The 15,636-nt window shown below is 68.1% G+C and carries 14 protein-coding genes; 7 read left to right on the top strand and 7 right to left on the bottom strand.

The features are described 5' to 3' along the window. Positions 1–294, top strand: coding sequence for a hypothetical protein (locus HUN07_RS22275; protein ID WP_114721716.1), 294 nt, complete (start codon positions 1–3; stop codon positions 292–294). On the opposite strand, the gene HUN07_RS22270 is transcribed toward HUN07_RS22275, so the two are convergent. The 3 genes from HUN07_RS22270 to HUN07_RS22260 are packed head-to-tail and all read right to left on the bottom strand — an operon-like array spanning position 227 to position 4,830. Continuing rightward, positions 227–2,476, bottom strand: a complete 2,250-nt coding sequence (locus HUN07_RS22270; protein WP_174912875.1) for a serine/threonine-protein kinase — start codon at positions 2,474–2,476, stop codon at positions 227–229. The genes HUN07_RS22275 and HUN07_RS22270 overlap by 68 nt on opposite strands. 24 nt (positions 2,477–2,500) lie before the next feature. Next, on the bottom strand, positions 2,501–3,481 hold the full coding sequence (locus HUN07_RS22265; RefSeq protein ID WP_174912872.1) for a glutamate ABC transporter substrate-binding protein: 981 nt from the start codon (positions 3,479–3,481) through the stop codon (positions 2,501–2,503). Further along, positions 3,481–4,830: a hypothetical protein gene (locus HUN07_RS22260; RefSeq protein WP_174912870.1), complete on the bottom strand. Its 1,350-nt coding sequence runs from the start codon at positions 4,828–4,830 to the stop codon at positions 3,481–3,483. Before HUN07_RS22260 ends, HUN07_RS22265 begins: the two co-directional genes overlap by 1 nt. A 157-nt stretch (positions 4,831–4,987) precedes the next feature. Between HUN07_RS22260 and HUN07_RS22255 the strand changes: the two genes are divergently transcribed. From HUN07_RS22255 to HUN07_RS22245, 3 genes are all read left to right on the top strand, one after another. Next, a complete protein-coding gene (locus tag HUN07_RS22255; RefSeq protein WP_174912867.1) occupies positions 4,988–5,827 on the top strand; it encodes an NUDIX hydrolase in 840 nt (279 codons plus the stop codon). Positions 5,828–6,429: 602 nt separating this feature from the next. Beyond that, positions 6,430–9,126, top strand: coding sequence for an SdrD B-like domain-containing protein (locus HUN07_RS22250; protein WP_174912865.1), 2,697 nt, complete (start codon positions 6,430–6,432; stop codon positions 9,124–9,126). 120 nt (positions 9,127–9,246) lie between these two features. Then, positions 9,247–9,984: a class F sortase gene (locus HUN07_RS22245; protein ID WP_254622634.1), complete on the top strand. Its 738-nt coding sequence runs from the start codon at positions 9,247–9,249 to the stop codon at positions 9,982–9,984. Between the two features lie 132 nt (positions 9,985–10,116). Here the strand turns inward: HUN07_RS22245 and HUN07_RS22240 are convergent, their stop codons facing one another. From HUN07_RS22240 to HUN07_RS22230, 3 genes are all read right to left on the bottom strand, one after another. After that, positions 10,117–10,527 carry a pyridoxamine 5'-phosphate oxidase family protein gene (locus HUN07_RS22240; protein ID WP_114721724.1) on the bottom strand — a complete coding sequence of 137 codons (411 nt, stop codon included), beginning with the start codon at positions 10,525–10,527 and terminating at the stop codon, positions 10,117–10,119. Positions 10,528–10,614: 87 nt separating this feature from the next. Beyond that, positions 10,615–11,361, bottom strand: coding sequence for an acyl-CoA thioesterase (locus HUN07_RS22235; protein ID WP_174912862.1), 747 nt, complete (start codon positions 11,359–11,361; stop codon positions 10,615–10,617). Further along, positions 11,358–12,746 carry an MFS transporter gene (locus HUN07_RS22230; RefSeq protein WP_174912859.1) on the bottom strand — a complete coding sequence of 463 codons (1,389 nt, stop codon included), beginning with the start codon at positions 12,744–12,746 and terminating at the stop codon, positions 11,358–11,360. Before HUN07_RS22230 ends, HUN07_RS22235 begins: the two co-directional genes overlap by 4 nt. Positions 12,747–12,804: 58 nt before the next feature. Here HUN07_RS22230 and HUN07_RS22225 point away from each other — a divergent pair, with 58 nt between their 5' ends. Next, positions 12,805–13,326 carry a winged helix-turn-helix transcriptional regulator gene (locus HUN07_RS22225; protein ID WP_174912856.1) on the top strand — a complete coding sequence of 174 codons (522 nt, stop codon included), beginning with the start codon at positions 12,805–12,807 and terminating at the stop codon, positions 13,324–13,326. A gap of 9 nt (positions 13,327–13,335) precedes the next feature. Here HUN07_RS22225 and HUN07_RS22220 read toward each other — a convergent pair whose 3' ends face one another. After that, complete coding sequence (locus HUN07_RS22220) at positions 13,336–13,725, bottom strand: phage holin family protein (RefSeq protein ID WP_174912854.1); 390 nt, start codon at positions 13,723–13,725, stop codon at positions 13,336–13,338. A 206-nt stretch (positions 13,726–13,931) separates the two neighbouring features. Here HUN07_RS22220 and HUN07_RS22215 point away from each other — a divergent pair, with 206 nt between their 5' ends. Both HUN07_RS22215 and HUN07_RS22210 read left to right on the top strand, forming a co-directional pair. After that, positions 13,932–15,179 (top strand): glycosyltransferase 87 family protein, encoded by a 1,248-nt coding sequence (locus HUN07_RS22215; RefSeq protein WP_174912851.1) that lies wholly within the window; start codon positions 13,932–13,934, stop codon positions 15,177–15,179. 16 nt (positions 15,180–15,195) lie between these two features. Further along, entirely contained in the window at positions 15,196–15,630 is a 435-nt protein-coding gene (locus tag HUN07_RS22210) for a hypothetical protein (protein WP_114721830.1), read from the top strand. The last annotated feature ends 6 nt before the right edge of the window (positions 15,631–15,636 follow it).

Below are 15,636 nucleotides of genomic sequence, written 5' to 3'. Positions count from 1 at the left end.
GTGGACGACGGCACGAGGTACCGCAACTGGATGGTCGAGCCGGCTCCGGCCGAGACGCGGCCCGAACCGCGCCGACTGCTGGCACCGCTGCTCACCGTGGTGCTGGCGCTGGCGACTCCGCTCGTCCTGCCGATCCCCGTCGCCGTCGTCCTCGTCCTCGCGGCGCTGTCCTGGTTCGGTGCGCGAATCCAGGAGTCCGGCAGTTCGAGCCGGGCCGACGGGGCGCTCAGAACAGGCTTCGCGGACGGACGGCGTTCGCAAGATCCACGAGCGTATAGCGGTGAGTGGGCGTAGGCGCACTGCGCGCCATCGCTCGCAGTGAGGACTCCGTCCCCGCGCGCAGGCCGCGTTCGGTGAAGGGAACACCGAGCAGCGGCTCGCGCGCGGTGGTGGGGGTGTGCCCCTCGAGGAGCCATTGGAGCGCGGTGCCGAGCACCACGGTCCGCATCTGCGGCCCGCGGCTCTCGGCCCGCGGCAGGGCCTGCACGCGCCGAGCCGATTCTCGCAACGTGGCTTCGGTGATCTTGCGGATCGGCCGCACCGCGAGGTACGTTAGGACCGCCGTCATCCGGGCGAGGCCGTAGCTGCGCGAGCCGGTCGGCACCTGGTCGAGGGCGGTGACCGCGCCGTGGACGTCGCCGTCGGCGGCGCGGCGTCGGGCCGATCCGAAGGCGGCACTGACGACGTTGCGATCGATCCGCCACACCGTCTCGTAGTAGGAGACGGCCGGAATCCGCCAGCGGTCGACTCCCTCCTCGTCGCTGTGATCGAGCAGCAGCTCGGCGGTCGCACCGAGGGCGAGTTTGGGCGCCACCTCGCCGGGCAGTGCCGAGTACACGGCGTCGAAAGATGCGTAGGCGGAGGTCAGTTCGTTCGACAACAACGACGCGAGCCCTCGGTACCACTCGATGCGCCAGTCGTGCGGGTGCGTCAGGGCCAGCGGCCGCAGCAGTTGCCGGGCCCGGCTCGCCTCGCCGAGATCGAGGTACGAGCGCACCTCCGCGAGCGGCAGTTCCACCGACTTCAGCACCTCGCCGGAGCGGCCCTCCCGCGCCCGATCGAGGACGTCCAGCATCAACTGCGGATCGCTGTGCGCCGCGGCGTTGACCAGTGCGGCACCGGGATCGTCGGAGTCCACCAGCGGCACCGCGAGAGCCTGGGCAACCTTGTGGGCGTCGAGTTTTCGTGCGCGCTCGACGCCGTCCACGAACACGTCGGTCTGTTCCACGAACCCGTCCGCGCCGAACGTCGCGCGTTGGCGGCTGAAGACGGTGGACAGGGCGGGATGCTCCTGGTCGTCCTGGCGGGAGACGATCTCTCGCAGGACCCCGGTGAGCTGAGCGGACAACTCGCGGGCGGAACCGAATCGACGGTCCGGGTCGGGATCGATCGCGCGCAGCAGCAGCCGTCGGTACGAGTCGTACTCGGCGAGCAGCGGGGCCCGCTCGGGGGACGGCAGTCCGTCCACGTAGCGGCCGTTCTCGGACGGCAGATCGAGCGTGAGTGCGGCGAGAGTGCGGCCGACGGTGTAGATGTCGGACGCGACGGTGGGCCCGGTCTCGGTGATCTCGGGTGCCTGGAAACCGGGGGTGCCGTACAGGTAGCCGTAGCTCTCGAGGGGTGCGACGGCGCCCAGGTCGATCAGCTTGACCTGTTCGTCGGTGACCATGATGTTGTCGGGCTTGAGGTCGTTGTACGCCAGGCCGATGGAGTGCAGGTACTCGAGGGCAGGCAGGATCTCGAGGATGTACGCGACGGCCTGATCGACGGGCAACCGGTCGGGTCGCCGGTAGGTGGACAGGATGTCGCGCAACGAGTTACCGCCCACGTACTCCATCACCAGGTATCCGGCCGGCGGGGAGCCTTCCTTCTGGAATTCGACGAAGTTGTAGATCTTGACGATGCTCGGGTGCTCCACCTCGGCGAGGAACTGTCGTTCGGATGCGGCGACGGCGCGGGACTCGGCGTCGCCGAGTTGGAGAAGACCCTTGAGGACCACCCACCGGTCGTCGACGTTGCGGTCGATCGCGAGGTAGATCCACCCGAGGCCGCCGTGGGCGATACACCCCTGCACCTCGTACTGGCCGGCGATCACCATGCCGGGGGCGAGTAGTGGCGCGAACTCGAAGCGGGACCCGCAGTTGGCGCAGATACCGGACGTCGGGCCCGGTTCGCCGTCGGTGGACCGTCCCACCGGCTTGTTGCATTTCCAGCAGAACCGTTTGCGCTCCGGGACGTGCGGATCGGTGAGGACTGCGGACGCGGGACCGCGCAGCGGGACGGGTGGCACCTCCACCAGTCCGTCTCCGAGTCGACGTCGTGAGACCGTCCGGGTGCGTTGCGTGCGGGCCCGGCGCCCGGTGGTGGGTGCGCTCTCCTGGGTCGACATCGGCTCGTCCGCGTGCTGTGTGGCGCGCGTCTGCGCGATCTCGCCCGTGTCGACCGTATGCTCTTCTGCCGCATCCTTTCCCGCCATCTATCCTCCGTTCTCGTTGCCTCGTCAGTCCCGGTAGGTGGGGGGTGGTGGTCCCGGTGAGGGGCCCAGTCCGGAGAGCCATCTCTGATAGATCCTCTCCCACGTGCCGTCGTTGCGGATCCTTTCCAGTGTGCCGTTGACGAATCGCACCAGATCATCATTGCCCTTGGTGATTCCGATGCCGTAGGGTTCCGGCCCCAGACTCGGTCCGACCATCCGCAGATACGGATCCTGCGTCGACATCCCGGCCAGCAGCGTGTCGTCGGTGCTGATCGCGTCGACCTGGCGTTGCTGCAGCATCACCAGGCAGTCCGACCACGTCGGGACCGTGACGACGGTGGCGTCGGGTTGCGCCCGGACGATGCGTTCGAGGGAGCGGGTGCCGGCGACCGCGCACACCCGTTTGCCGGCGAGGTCCGCGACGTCGGTGACGGGGGAGCCCGCCATCACCAGGATCCGCTGCTGCGCTTGGTAGTACACCGTGGAGAAGTCCACCCGCTGTCGCCGGTCGCACGTGATGCTCATCGTCCGGGCGACGATATCGACTCTCGAATCCTTCAGGGCCTGTTCACGTTCGGATGAGGTGAGGATCCGGAACTCCACCTTGTCGGGGCTGCCCAGCAGGTCGCGGGCGATCTCCCGGGCGACGTCGACGTCGAAGCCCTCGATGTCCCCGGTCGCGGGATTGCGGAAGCTCATCAGGTTGCTGCCGGTGTCCAGCCCGACGACGAGCCGACCGCGTTCGCGGATGGCGTCGAGCGACGCGCTGGGCGGTATCTCGCCGGCCGGGAACGGTCGCAGGCTGGCGGTCGGGTCTCCACAGTCCACCGGCGGTGTCGGGGTCGGCACCGAGGTCACGATCGACGCCCCCTCCGGTAGCGGCGCAACGCTGTACGTCTCGGTGGGCGGGAGGGTGTACGGGTCGGGTGGCGTCGAGCACCCGGCGGCGACCGCGGCCACCACCCCGACGACCACGACGGTTGTCGCAAGGTGCCGAAGCGGCATCACTGGTACTCCCGCAGGCGGGGCCACAGGCCCACCGGTATACCGATGGCCGCGACCACCGTGAGCACCAGCGCGCCGGGCCCGAGAGCCGACAGCACCGTCGACGAACGGGAGATGTCGCCTCTCAGTTCGGCGCGGGCGGCCTCGGTGCCGTCCGACAGAGCGGCGTCGACGATGTCGAACTGCGAGGCCGCCGTCGCGGGATCGGAACCGACCGTCGTCATGGCGGCGGCCGTCCAGTCGCCCACCGTGAGCGCGTCGATCATGCGTTGGTGCGACGCGGTCCAGCCGTCCAGCGCCTGCACCGCCCGGTCGGCGTCGTCGCGTCCGACGTCCACCGAGTAGTTGTCCAGCAGATTGCGCAGTTGGTCGGTGTCGTCGACGAACACCTGCGCGTGCTCGGCCTTCTCGTCGCGGCGGACCAGTTGCAGGATCTCCTGGGTGCGGGCCTGCTGCGCGAGGATGCGCGCCGCCGCGAACGTCGAGAGCGGCTCGGAGCCCTGCCGGACCGCTTCGTGCGCCGACACCGCGGAGATGATCCCCGCGACCAGCATCCACACCAGCAGCGCAGCCATGGCCGTGGTCGTCAACAGGAGCCCGGCGTTGAACGTGCGCCTGGTCCGCCTCGACAGCACCACCTGCGTCGCCACCAGCGCGGCCAGCAATGCCACGAGCAGCCCGATCGCGAACCACGGCGGGCGGGCGAACCCGGACTGCGGCGCCAGCGATGCGGCCGCACGTTCGGTGTGCAGGGCCTGTGCCAACGGCAGCAGGTCCGTCTGCATCAGCGCCGACGCCTCCGCCAGGTACGCGGTGCCGACCGGGTTGCCGGCGCGGTTGTTGGTGCGTGCGGTCTCGACCAGCCCCGTGTACACCGGGAGCTTCGTCGCGATCTCGGTGAGCAGCCGTCGGCCCTGGTCGTCGCCCGGCAGCCCGTCCGACGTCGCGACCAACTCCGCGGCCGCGGTCCCGATGGCCTGCGAATAGCGGTCCCTGTCCTCGCTCGGTTCCACGCCACCGGACAGGAAGGCGGTGGCCGCGGCGGCATCGGCGACCGACAGCGACGCGTACAGGTTCTGTGACGATCGGGCCAGCGGCTCGGTGGTGGACAACAGGGTGTCGATGTCCTGCTTGCGCTCGCCGGCCACCATGGAGGCGATCAGACCCGCCGCCACGGTGCCGAGCAGCAGTGCGACGCCGACGGCGAGCAGGCGGGCGGGTGTCGATCGCAGCAGGTCACGCGCGGCGTGTGGGCGCACGTGGACGCGGGCGGCGCGGTTCGGCGGCGCGTCCTCCCACCTCGCGTCCGCCGCGTGCGTCGACTCCGTCGTCGTCTCCGGCACTGCCACGGCTCATACCTCGGTTCGCCGTCCGTTTGGTTCGCCGTTCCGTAGTGCCGAGCATATAAGCAGCACCGGCAGGTTGTTCCGCCGATTCGTGATGCGGCGGGGAATACTGTGGGGACAGGTGAGCGGCTCGGCGGACAGGGCAGGTGAGAGGCACTCCATGCGCGGTGACGGAGACGGTTGGGCGACGACCCCCGACGGGGTACGGCATTGGGGCCGGCACGGTGCGGCGGGGCTGTTGCTGCGTGCCCCGTTGGCCGACGGTTCGGCCGGGGTGCTGTTGCAACACCGTGCCGCGTGGAGTCACCAGGGCGGGACGTGGGCGCTGCCGGGCGGCGCGCGGGACAGCCACGAGACTACGATCCACGCCGCGGTGCGCGAGGCGCAGGAGGAGACCGGTATCGACGTCGGTGCGGTCCATGTGCGCACCGAGCGGGTGACGGCGAGTGTCGCCGGCGGCTGGACGTACACGACGGTGATCGCCGACGCCGACAAGACGCTGGCACTGGTCCCGAACGGGGAGAGCACCGAGCTGCGCTGGGTGCCCGAGGCCCAGGTGGAGCACATGCCGCTGCATCCGGGTTTCGCCACCGCGTGGCCGGGCCTGCGGACCACCGAGGTGCGGGTGCTGCTCGACACCGCGAACGTGCTCGGATCCCGGCCCAACGGTTGGTGGCGCGATCGGCCGGGCGCCACGACGGAGTTGCTGGACCGGATCGCCCAGGTCCTGCCCCGCACGATCGAACTGCCCGACGGCGGATTCGGGTGGCTGCCGCGCATCGAGGCGGTGCTCGAGGGACAGGCCCGCGCCGCCGGCTACGTCGACACGCGGATCCCGGTGCACACCGCCGCCGGCAGCGGCGACGACGAACTGGCGCGGCTCGCGGCCGGCGGCGGGGCACTCACCGCCGTCGTGACCGCCGACCGCGGACTGCGCGACCGGCTGCCCGAGTCGGTGCTCGCACTGCCGCCGTCGACCGTGCTGACCTGGCTGGACTGACTTCCGGCAGTACCGCTCATCCGACGTCGGTCATCCGTTCATCGGGAGGACGTCGTCTACGCCAGATCGGACTTGATGGGATATGCGAGTTCGATTGTGGCGATGTGACATTCGGGGGACCTGGTTCGAAAGTGGCTGCGCCGCAGTGCTCTTCCCTGCGGATTGATCTCGGCCTTCCAGGATCCCCCTCGAATCTCCCGCAGGAACGCGACCAATCGGTCTTGCGATGAGTCATGGATCACGCCAATGGATTCCGGGGCCTCAAGCGTGAGATGCCGGCGCCTCGGAGGTTGCCTGCCGACGACGGCGACGCTACTTCTGTGACCCCGCACACGTTATTGCTGTGTCCCCGAACACATTCGGCCCCGTCGGTGAGGGTGTTCGCCCACTGGAAAGGGTGAACGTCAGGGTGAAATTCGCGCGAACAGGGGTTTCGCGTACTGCTGAACTATTAATGGAAGAAGGCTCAAGTTACGCTCCGCTTTGTCCGCCAAAAGGCGGAATGTCCGATATTCGTGGGGATCTGAAGGACGCGATGGGTCGCGGGGGCGGCCGTTCAGCGCTCAGGTGTGGGACATGGTCGATGACAAGGAAGGAACCACATGACTGGCTTCACAGCTGCGTACAGCGCGGCTCGGAGGCTCCTCCTTGGTGTGTTCGCACTGGTACTTGCTTTCTCCGGGCTCGTGATCTTGCCTGGCGCTCAGGGAGTTGCACAGGCCGAGCCCGCCAGTTGTGGAAGCGGTGGTTGGTCGGACGTCAAGTGGCGACAGGGCGCCCCGAACATCAAGGACGGCGCGTACACCGAGTACGGGACCGGGCAGTTCGGTACCGAGCTCGAGTTCGACTGGCATGTCGCCAATGGCGCGAAGGCCGGGACGTCCTTCGACTTCGCCCTGCCACCGCAGCTCAAGCCCGTCAACCGGCAGGATATCGACCTGAAATCGCCGGACGGCAAGTTGGTTGCCACGGGTGTGTGGACGGGTAACACGCTCGCATTCACCCTGACCGACTACGCCGACACGCATTCCAATGTTCACGGCACGGCGTGGGCATCGGTCGCGTGGGACGAGACCGTCGTCGGCCGCCCGAGCGCCGATACCCGCTACAACCTGCAGTTCGGCGGGTGCGGACAGGGCCAGCTGCCCGGCGTCGTCCTGGGCGAAACCGGGGGTACGGCGACCCGGGTCGACAACAACAAGTTCGGCTCCTGGAAGGACCCCAACCAGGGTTCGGAGTCGCTCGAGAAGCAGATCGGTTGGACGATCACCGTCGAGACGCAGAAGCAGGACTTCACCAGCGGGAACTTCGTCATTAAGGACGAGTCTCAGCATGGATGGGTCCCGAACTGCAGCACCGTCAAGGTCACGAGCTACGACTTCAGGTCGTCGAGGTACGTCGATGTGGATACGAACCGGTACATCGTCGACTGCAGCGCGAGCGGTGTGACGGTCACGTTCCAGCCGGTCGGCGGTCGGCCGACGCTCGCGAAGGACGAGAACTTCGTCATCTCGTTCGACGGCGACCTCACCGCGGAGTGGAACAAGCGGGATCCGCTGAAGAACACCGTGAGCATCAACGGCGTCGACAAGTCCGCCGAGATCAAGCGTGCCGGCTCTGGCGGCGACGGTGTCGGCAGCAAGTCGGCGACTGTCGGCGACCTGGTGTGGCTCGACGAGAACAAGGACGGACGACAGGATCCCAGCGAGCCCGGGATCCCCGGCGTTGTGCTGAAGGTCTACAACGAGGACGGCACCTTGGTTACCAAGGACTACCGAGATCAGCCGTTCGACAACACGACCACGACCGATGCGACCGGCTTGTACCTGTTCACCGGCCTGAAGCCCGGCCACAAGTACGTCGTCAAGATCGATCGGGAAGACGAATCCACGAAGAAGGCCCTCGCCGGCCTCGAACCGACGCGCGAGCACGAGGGTGATCGCGCCGGATGGTCGAATACGTGGGAGGCGACCTCGGAGAACTTGCCGAAGGCCGGCGCCGAGGATCTGACCCTCGACTTCGGCTTCGTCAAGAAGCCGGTGCTGGGTGCGTTCACGGTCGGCAAGGCGGTCTCGGGTGACGGGGCCGGCCTGGTCGGGGACGTGAAGTTCACGTTCGAGTACGTGTGTGGCGACATCTTGGGGTCGCGGGAGATCAAGGGTGGAGAATCCTTCACCATCGGTGAGATCCCGGCCGGTACCAAATGCACCGTCGCGGAGAAGGCCCACGAGGTCTCAGGCACCGTGTTGACGACGACCTGGACCATCGACGGGGAGATTGCCAGCTCTCCGGTGGAGTTCACCGTCTCCGACAAGAGCACCGACTTGGTGGCGAACAACAAGTACACCAAGCTCGGCGCGGTGACCGTGGGCGACTACGTCTGGTTCGACAAGAACAAGAACGGGCGCCAGGACGACGGCGAGCCGGGCATCGGTGGTGTGGTGCTGCAGGTCCTCAACGAGGACGGAACCCCGGTGACGCAGAACTACCTGGGTGAGCCCTACACCAACACGACCACGACCGATTCGAACGGCAAGTACATCTTCACGGACTTGGCACCCGCCCAGAAGTACATGGTGAAGATCGTCCGCGATGACGAATCCACCGAGAAGGCGCTGAAGGGCTTCGAGCCGACCAAGGAGCACGAGGGTGATCGCTCCGGATGGTCGAACACGTGGGAGGCGACGTCGGAGAACCTGCCGAACATCGGTGACGAGGATCTGACGCTCGACTTCGGGTTCGTCAAGCAGGCCGATTGCAGCCTCGGTACGGGCTCGACCGGCAGCCTGGGCAGCCTGGGCAGCACCGGTGGTTCGGGCAGCGACGACTGCGGCGCAATCGGAACCGGTAGCCTCGGCTCGCTGGGCGCCGGCTCGCTGGCGCTGGGCGCTGGCTCCCTTGCGGCGGGTTCCCTTGCGGCCGGTTCGGCTGGCTCGTTGGGCTCGGGTACTCCCGGAACCCCGGGTACTCCCGGAACCCCGGGTACTCCCGGAACCCCGGGTACTCCCGGAACCCCGGGTACTCCCGGAACCCCGGGTACTCCCGGAACCCCGGGTACTCCCGGAACCCCGGGTACTCCCGGAACCCCGGGTACTCCCGGAACCCCGGACAACTCCGGGAATCAGGGAACGACCGGCAACTCGGACTCCGGGAAGGGTGCACTGATCGACTCCGGTCTGGGCGCCGACAGTGACGGTGGCATGAACGCCGGACTGGTCGCCGGTGGTCTGGCGCTGCTGGTCGCTGCGGGTGGTGTGCTGTTCGTGGCACTGCGCCGGCGCAATCAGGGCAATCAGTGACGAGTGATGTCACAGAACACATGTGACGCGCTCTGATGAGTGATCGGGTGGCCCGGGACGTGAACCGTCTCGGGCCACTCGGTTGTCCGCCAAACTCTTTGTGACCGGAGGGATTCCATCGTGAGCAGACATACCGCACAAAGAGAGTCGGGTCGGACCGGTTCGGTCGCGATGATTGTGATCGCGTTGGTACTGCTCATCGGCGGTGGTCTGCTGGTTTTTCGGGGGATGCAGCCCGAGTCGGCATCGGCCGCGCCGGTGCCGGAATTGACGTTCGATCTGTCACCTGACGGTGTGGCGGACCCTGTCGACGGTGCGGCGCCGGCGATCGGCGCCGGCAGCATGGCACACAAGCCGGGTCCGGCATCGGCGAACCCCGCGGGTCGGCCGCAGGTTCCGGTCGGTCCGCTGCCGGACAACCATCTGGTGATCCCGGCGATCGGGGTGGAGACCGCGTTGGATCCGCTGGGCTTGGCGTCGGACGGGAGTCTGTTGTTGCCGCGCGAGGTGAGTCAGGTGACGTACTGGACCGGGTCGGCGCCGATAACCGCGCCGGACGGCGGGATCCTGGTGGCCGGGCATGTGGACAACGCGAATCAGGGTGAGGGAGCACTGTATTGGATGCACACCCTCTACCCGGGTGACGCCGTCTACCTGACGAAGGAGGGTGTGGTCACCCGTTGGAAGATCACCCGGATGGAGCGGTTCGTCAAGCAGGCGTTGCCAGAGTGGGCGTTCCAGGGAGCGGGTGGTCCGAGGGAACTGCACCTGGTGACGTGCGGGGGAGAGGTCGTCAAGGACTCCAACGGGCACGGTACCTATCTCGAGAACGTTGTGGTCACGGCTGTCCCGTTCTGACCCTGCGCGGCAGGGCTTCGAGAACGGCGAACTTCACCGGAGCGCTGACGATGTTCCCGTCGACGATCCAGTGACGGCGGTGTCACGGTCGGTAGTCGCCTTTCGGCGTCTCTCGATCCGGGACCCAGCAAGCTAACCCCGGTCGAGCACGAAGCGGCGGCCGTGGATCTCCGTCGGACGGATCTCGACGAAGTTGTACTTCGCGGTCGGCACCCAAGACTGCAGAGCGAACTCCTCGGCGGCGTTGATCTCGTCGAACCGCACGAGGGTGCGCGCGATGCCGTGGACCACGATGCTCCACGCCGACGTCGCGTCGGCGTGATCGACCTGGAACGTGGTCATCGGCTTGAGTGTGAGCTCGGTGAGCTTGTCGCCCTCGGCGGTACGGAAGTAGATCTTGCCGTCGTGCACCACGTAGTTGACCGGGTAAACATCCGGCCGGTCGTCGGTGACGAGGATGAGCCGACCGAGGCGTTCGGTGGACAACAGGTCCAGCGCGTCCTGTTCGGTGAGAGCGGCGACGGGGTTTGTCCGGTCCTGCATGTCTGCTCCGATCCTCGGTGAGCCTTCACCCTCGACTCTGCCCGCTGCGGCACGCTCGTGCCACAAGGTTCGGGTGTGAGCTGCGCATCACCGTGAGGTGTCCAGAATGCGGCGGAGCTGTCGCGCCTGGGCGGCGAGTTCGCCGTCGGTGGTGAACAGTTCGGTTTCGTCGACGCACTCGTCGGATGTCCACCACACCGTGCGGTGGCGCAGTCGATGCCACGGTCCGGTGGCAGACCCGGCGGCGGGAGCGAAGTGCGCCGTCAACTCGACGGTCGGGATCGGTGCCGGCGCAGTGCGTATCGCGAACAGTCCCGGAGGAAGCGCGTCGAGCAGGATCGCGGCGCGCTCGACACCGGTGAACTCCAACCCCGGGCGCAGCCGGATCCACACGTCGAACTTCGGGTCCGGTCCGCCCGCGAAGGGACGTGCGGCGTTGATCGGACGGATGTCGAGGTGCTGCGAGAAAGGCACGAAGTCGATCGGGATATCCAGTCCCGCAAGACTGTCCGGGTCGACGACCGTCTCTATCGACGGTGCGTGCCGGGCGGCAGCAGCAGCACCTCGCGACAGACGGACCAGTGCCGTCGCGGCGGTGCCGGCGCGCACCTGCACGCCCGGTGACCGGCCTGCCGGTCCTCGCTGCACCGTCATGTCGATCGGGCCGGGGCGCACCGGGGCGTAGAAGTGCGCGGTGGCGGCGGCGGGGACGGCGCCGGTCTCGACGGAAGCGGCCCGCAGCATCGCCGCGAGCACCATGCCGCCGTGGATGCCGTCGAAAGCGCGCCAGGTGTCGTCGAATCGGGTGGGGAAAGGATCGAAGGTCGTAGTCATGACGAGAACTCCTGTGCGGTAACGGTTTGCGGGGGAATCTGTGCGGTCGGCCGGGGCGACATCGCGAGCGCGGTGACGGCCCCGAGCGCGGCGAGGGCGGCGATGGTCCACCACGCGGCGGTGAAGTCGGACGCCGCGAGAACGGCGACGAGGATTGCGATACCCAGGACGCTGCCGAGTTGGCGGCTGGTATTGACGACCGCGCTGCCGGTGGCGCCCTGGGCGGGCGGCAGCGTCGCGGTGGCGGTCGAGAGAATCGTCGGCAGGGCGAGTCCGACACCGGCGCCGGCGATCAGCCACCCGGGAAGCAGGCCCGTCGCGTAGTTCGGTTCGGTGTGGACGCTCGCGAGGATGAGCACGGTGCCGGCGCCCCACAGTGCACTGCCGAGACCGGCGACGACGCCGGATGGCAGGCGCCGGCCGAGGACCTGGCCGACGATCGCGAAGACCGGGACCAGCAGCGGGCCGGGCGCCACCGCGAGACCGGTGCGCAGTGCCGAGTAGCCCCACTCGGTCTGCATCCACAGGATGTTCGCGAGCAGGCCGGCGGCGAACGACGCGCTGAACGCGACCGCGGTGACGTTGGACCACGCGAACGGGCGCACCCGCAGCAACGCCGGGTCGACCAACGGATTGCGGTGACGCACCGTGCGCCGAGCGAACCAGGCCAGCGCGAGGACCCCGACGGCGGCGGCGGCCAGCGTGCCGGCGTGTGTCCATCCCCAGTCGGGGCCCTGCACCAACGCCAGCGACACCGCGCCGAGACCGACCGCAAGCAGACCCGCGCCGGGAAGGTCGACATCGGTGGGGTGCGGATCGCGGGACTCGGGCACGATGCGCGCGGCCGCCCACAGCAGCACCACGCCGATCGGCACGTTGATCAGGAAGATCCAGCGCCACGACGCGGACACCAGCAGTCCGCCGAGTACGGGGCCGAGGGCCGACGCGGCGGCGCCGGTCGCGGCCCACAGGCGCACCCCGAGCGCGCGTCGGGCATCGGGCAGGGCCGCGATGAGCAGGCCCAGGCTGGCAGGGGTGAGCGCGGCGGCGCCCGCGGCCTGCGCCAGGCGGAACAGGACGAGCAGCCACAGTGACGGGGCCAGGGCGCACGCGGCGCTCGCGATCGTGAACAGCGCCAGGCCTGCCAGGAACGCGCGTCGGCGTCCGACGCGGTCGGCCCAGCGGCCGGCCGGGATCAGCAGGGCCGCGTAGACGATCGCGTAGGCGCTGAGGACCCAGCTCAGCTGGGAGAGCGATGTGCCGGCGAAGTCGGTGGCGATGTCGTCGAGGGCGACGTTGACGACGAACAGGTCCAGGGCCGCGACGAACGGCGCCCCGGACAGGATGGCGATGAGCGCACCCGGATTCTGACTTTTGTTTTGCATAGTCAGGGAGTGTGGACCCTGGCTATGGATTTAGCAAGCCAGGGAGTAATCTGGGTGCATGGAGACGGCACGGCTCGACGGGTTTCTCGCGGACCGCGACGCGTGGCGGGCCACGCAGTGTTCGATCGCGAAGGCGATGGACGTGATCGGTACGCGCTCGGCGATGCTGATCTTGCGCGAGGCGTACTACGGCACAACCCGTTTCGACCACTTCGCGGAACGTGTCGGGATCACCGAGGCGGTGGCGGCCGCACGGTTGCGGGAACTCACCGCCGAGGGACTGTTCGAGCGGCAGCCCTACAAGGAGCCGGGGCAGCGCACCCGGCACGAGTACGTCCTGACCGAGAAGGGGCGGGATGTGATGCCCGCTGTGCTGGCGCTGATGCAGTGGGGGGACAAGTACCTGCAGGGCGAGCGCGGTGGGCCGCTGGACCTCGCGGACGACACCTCCGGCGAACCCGTCCACGTCGAGGTGCGCAGCGAATCCGGTCGTCGGGTCCCACTGGGCGAGCTGCGGGTGGTCCCGAACGTCACCGCCGAACAGGCGCGGAGGGCGATGGGACGGGACGGGGAGCGGTAGGGCGGGGCGTCAGCCCTCGGCCTTCTTCTCTTCCCGCCGGTTGCGGAGGAAGACCAGCGGCAGAACGAGCGTGGTGAGAGCGGTCACCAGCCACACGACGAGCGTCGCGAGAACCCACGTGCGCCAACCGGAGATCGACAGGCCGCCGAAGGCGGACGCGATCACCAGGGCGACGAAGGTCGACACCAGTCCGATCCCGCCCAGGAATGCGGGTGCATTCTTGGCCGCGATCTTCGTGATGAACGGTGACAGCACGCTCTGCGCGATCGCGAAGATCACGACGGCGGTCACGAACCCGGCGGCGCTGACCGACACCTCGGGCAGCAACCACACGGCGGCCAGGATCCCGACCGCGGCCGAGCCCAGGAAGAACGCACACCTGATCAGAAGGCGAATCATGTTCCGGCCCTTTCGTGTAGTTCGGGCGAGTGTATCGATCAGCGGCGCCGTGCGGCGGGTAACGTGGCCGAACGGCCGTGGCGACCTCTCAGGGGAGGGGGTGGCCGGTAAGAACGGATGCGGGATCGAGACGCTTCATTGCTTAGGCTTGGTATGTAGATCAATCCGGGCAGATCGGTGAGGGGGCCAGGCGGGTGTTGCGGAGAATGGGGCCCGAGGCAGGTGAACTACCGCGTCGGCGGGGCCATCTCGCGGTGCTCGTCCTGTGGGCGATCGCGTCGGTGGTGTTGGTGTTCACGACCGTGCGTCCGTGGATGCCGACGATCGGAATCTTCGCCGGCGGAGCCGACCTGGACGTCTACCGCGACGGCGCGCGGCACGTCATGGAGGATCTGCCGCTCTACACCGAACCGGTGATCCACGGCCTGCTCTACACGTACACGCCGTTCTCGACGCTGATGTTCATCCCGTTCGGACTGTTGCCGGGCGGGATCGACAAGTACATCTGGATGGGGGCCAACCTAGTCCTGCTGGTTGCCATCGTCGCGCTGTGCTGGCGGATGCTCGGGTATCGGATCACGCCGTACCTGGTGGGTGTCTCGGCGCTGCTGGCGGTGGCGTGTACGTTCCTCGAACCAGTTCGCACGACGCTGTTCTACGGCCAGATCAACCTGGTCCTGATGGCGTTGGTGCTGTGGGACGTCTCGCGCGGCGAGAACAGCAAGCTCAAGGGTGTCGGTGTCGGTATCGCCGCCGGGATCAAGCTGACGCCGGCGTACTTCGTCCTCTACTACCTGGTGCTGAGGCAGTGGCGGGCCGCGGCCGTGGCCGTGGGGACCATCGCGGCCACCATCGGCGCGAGTTGGCTGGTGCTCCCGAACGATTCGTGGCAGTACTGGACCAAGACGTTCTTCGAGTCCACCCGCATCGCGCAGGACGAGCACCCGTCGAACCAGTCGATCCGCGGCGTGATCGCGCACCTGACCGGGAAGCCCGCGCCGACGGTGCTGTGGGTGGTGCTCGCGGCGATCGTCGTGGTGGTCAGCATGTGGATCGTGCTGCGTCTGCACCGCGGCGGCGAGCATCTCCTCGCGGTCACGGTCGCAGGGCTGAGCGCCGCGGCAGTCTCGCCCTTCTCGTGGAGCCACCACTGGGTGTGGTTCGTGCCGCTGCTCGTCTACATCGTGCACCGGGCACTGACGAACTGGTGGTGGTGGCTCGCGGCGCTCGTGATCGCGGTCGCGACCGGGGCCTGGCCCTACCGGTGGGACGAGTACGTCGTGGTGGTGGGGCTGTTCCTGTTCCCGCCGTGGTGGACCGTCGCCGACGTCCTGATGAACATCTACATCCTCCTCTACGTCGGAGTGTTGATCGGGGCCGGCATTGTCGCGGCCCGATGCACACCCGACGGAGTGCACGACCAGGTACCGGCCGCCGATGCGAACCGGACATAGTGTCACCATGTCGGGCATGCGTATTCGACATGTGATCGCCCTCGTCCCCGCCGCACTGCTGCTCCTGACGGGTTGCAGTGACAGCGAGGAGACCTCCGCGTCCGGCCCGTCGGCGACCACCTCCGTGCAGGGGACGGCCGCTCAGGACGACTCTGCCGCGCTCGACGCCGCGGTCAAGGAGATGTGCAGCCAGGTGACCGCCTTCCTCGACAGTTCCGAGGCCCAGGCGAAGGGGACTGGCGAGTCGTTCGACCGTGCGGCCCAGGGGCAGGCGTTCCTCGATCAGCTGAAGGCGAACTCGGCCGTCTGGGTCGCCTCCTACAACATGCAGGCCGAAGCGGTGGGCGCGCCGCCGCTCGACCCGAGTACCGCCACCTGGGAGGACATGCCCGAGGCGAGCCGCGCAATGATCGAGGACTCGGTCGACGGCGCCGTCTCCGGAACCTGCTGACCGAGG

The sequence above is a fragment of the Rhodococcus sp. W8901 genome, from assembly GCF_013348805.1.
In the GTDB taxonomy this organism is placed as follows: domain Bacteria; phylum Actinomycetota; class Actinomycetes; order Mycobacteriales; family Mycobacteriaceae; genus Prescottella.
This window is presented reverse-complemented; position numbering and strand designations above follow the sequence as displayed.

Coding starts and splice junctions, on each gene's coding strand:
- HUN07_RS22250 (WP_174912865.1), top strand. CDS start 6,430: ATGACTGGCTTCACAGCTGCGTACAGCGCGGCTCGGAGGCTCCTCCTT.
- HUN07_RS22225 (WP_174912856.1), top strand. CDS start 12,805: ATGGAGACGGCACGGCTCGACGGGTTTCTCGCGGACCGCGACGCGTGG.
- HUN07_RS22220 (WP_174912854.1), bottom strand. CDS start 13,725: ATGATTCGCCTTCTGATCAGGTGTGCGTTCTTCCTGGGCTCGGCCGCG.
- HUN07_RS22265 (WP_174912872.1), bottom strand. CDS start 3,481: ATGCCGCTTCGGCACCTTGCGACAACCGTCGTGGTCGTCGGGGTGGTG.
- HUN07_RS22240 (WP_114721724.1), bottom strand. CDS start 10,527: ATGCAGGACCGGACAAACCCCGTCGCCGCTCTCACCGAACAGGACGCG.
- HUN07_RS22215 (WP_174912851.1), top strand. CDS start 13,932: ATGGGGCCCGAGGCAGGTGAACTACCGCGTCGGCGGGGCCATCTCGCG.
- HUN07_RS22230 (WP_174912859.1), bottom strand. CDS start 12,746: ATGCAAAACAAAAGTCAGAATCCGGGTGCGCTCATCGCCATCCTGTCC.
- HUN07_RS22210 (WP_114721830.1), top strand. CDS start 15,196: ATGCGTATTCGACATGTGATCGCCCTCGTCCCCGCCGCACTGCTGCTC.
- HUN07_RS22255 (WP_174912867.1), top strand. CDS start 4,988: ATGCGCGGTGACGGAGACGGTTGGGCGACGACCCCCGACGGGGTACGG.
- HUN07_RS22270 (WP_174912875.1), bottom strand. CDS start 2,476: ATGGCGGGAAAGGATGCGGCAGAAGAGCATACGGTCGACACGGGCGAG.
- HUN07_RS22235 (WP_174912862.1), bottom strand. CDS start 11,361: ATGACTACGACCTTCGATCCTTTCCCCACCCGATTCGACGACACCTGG.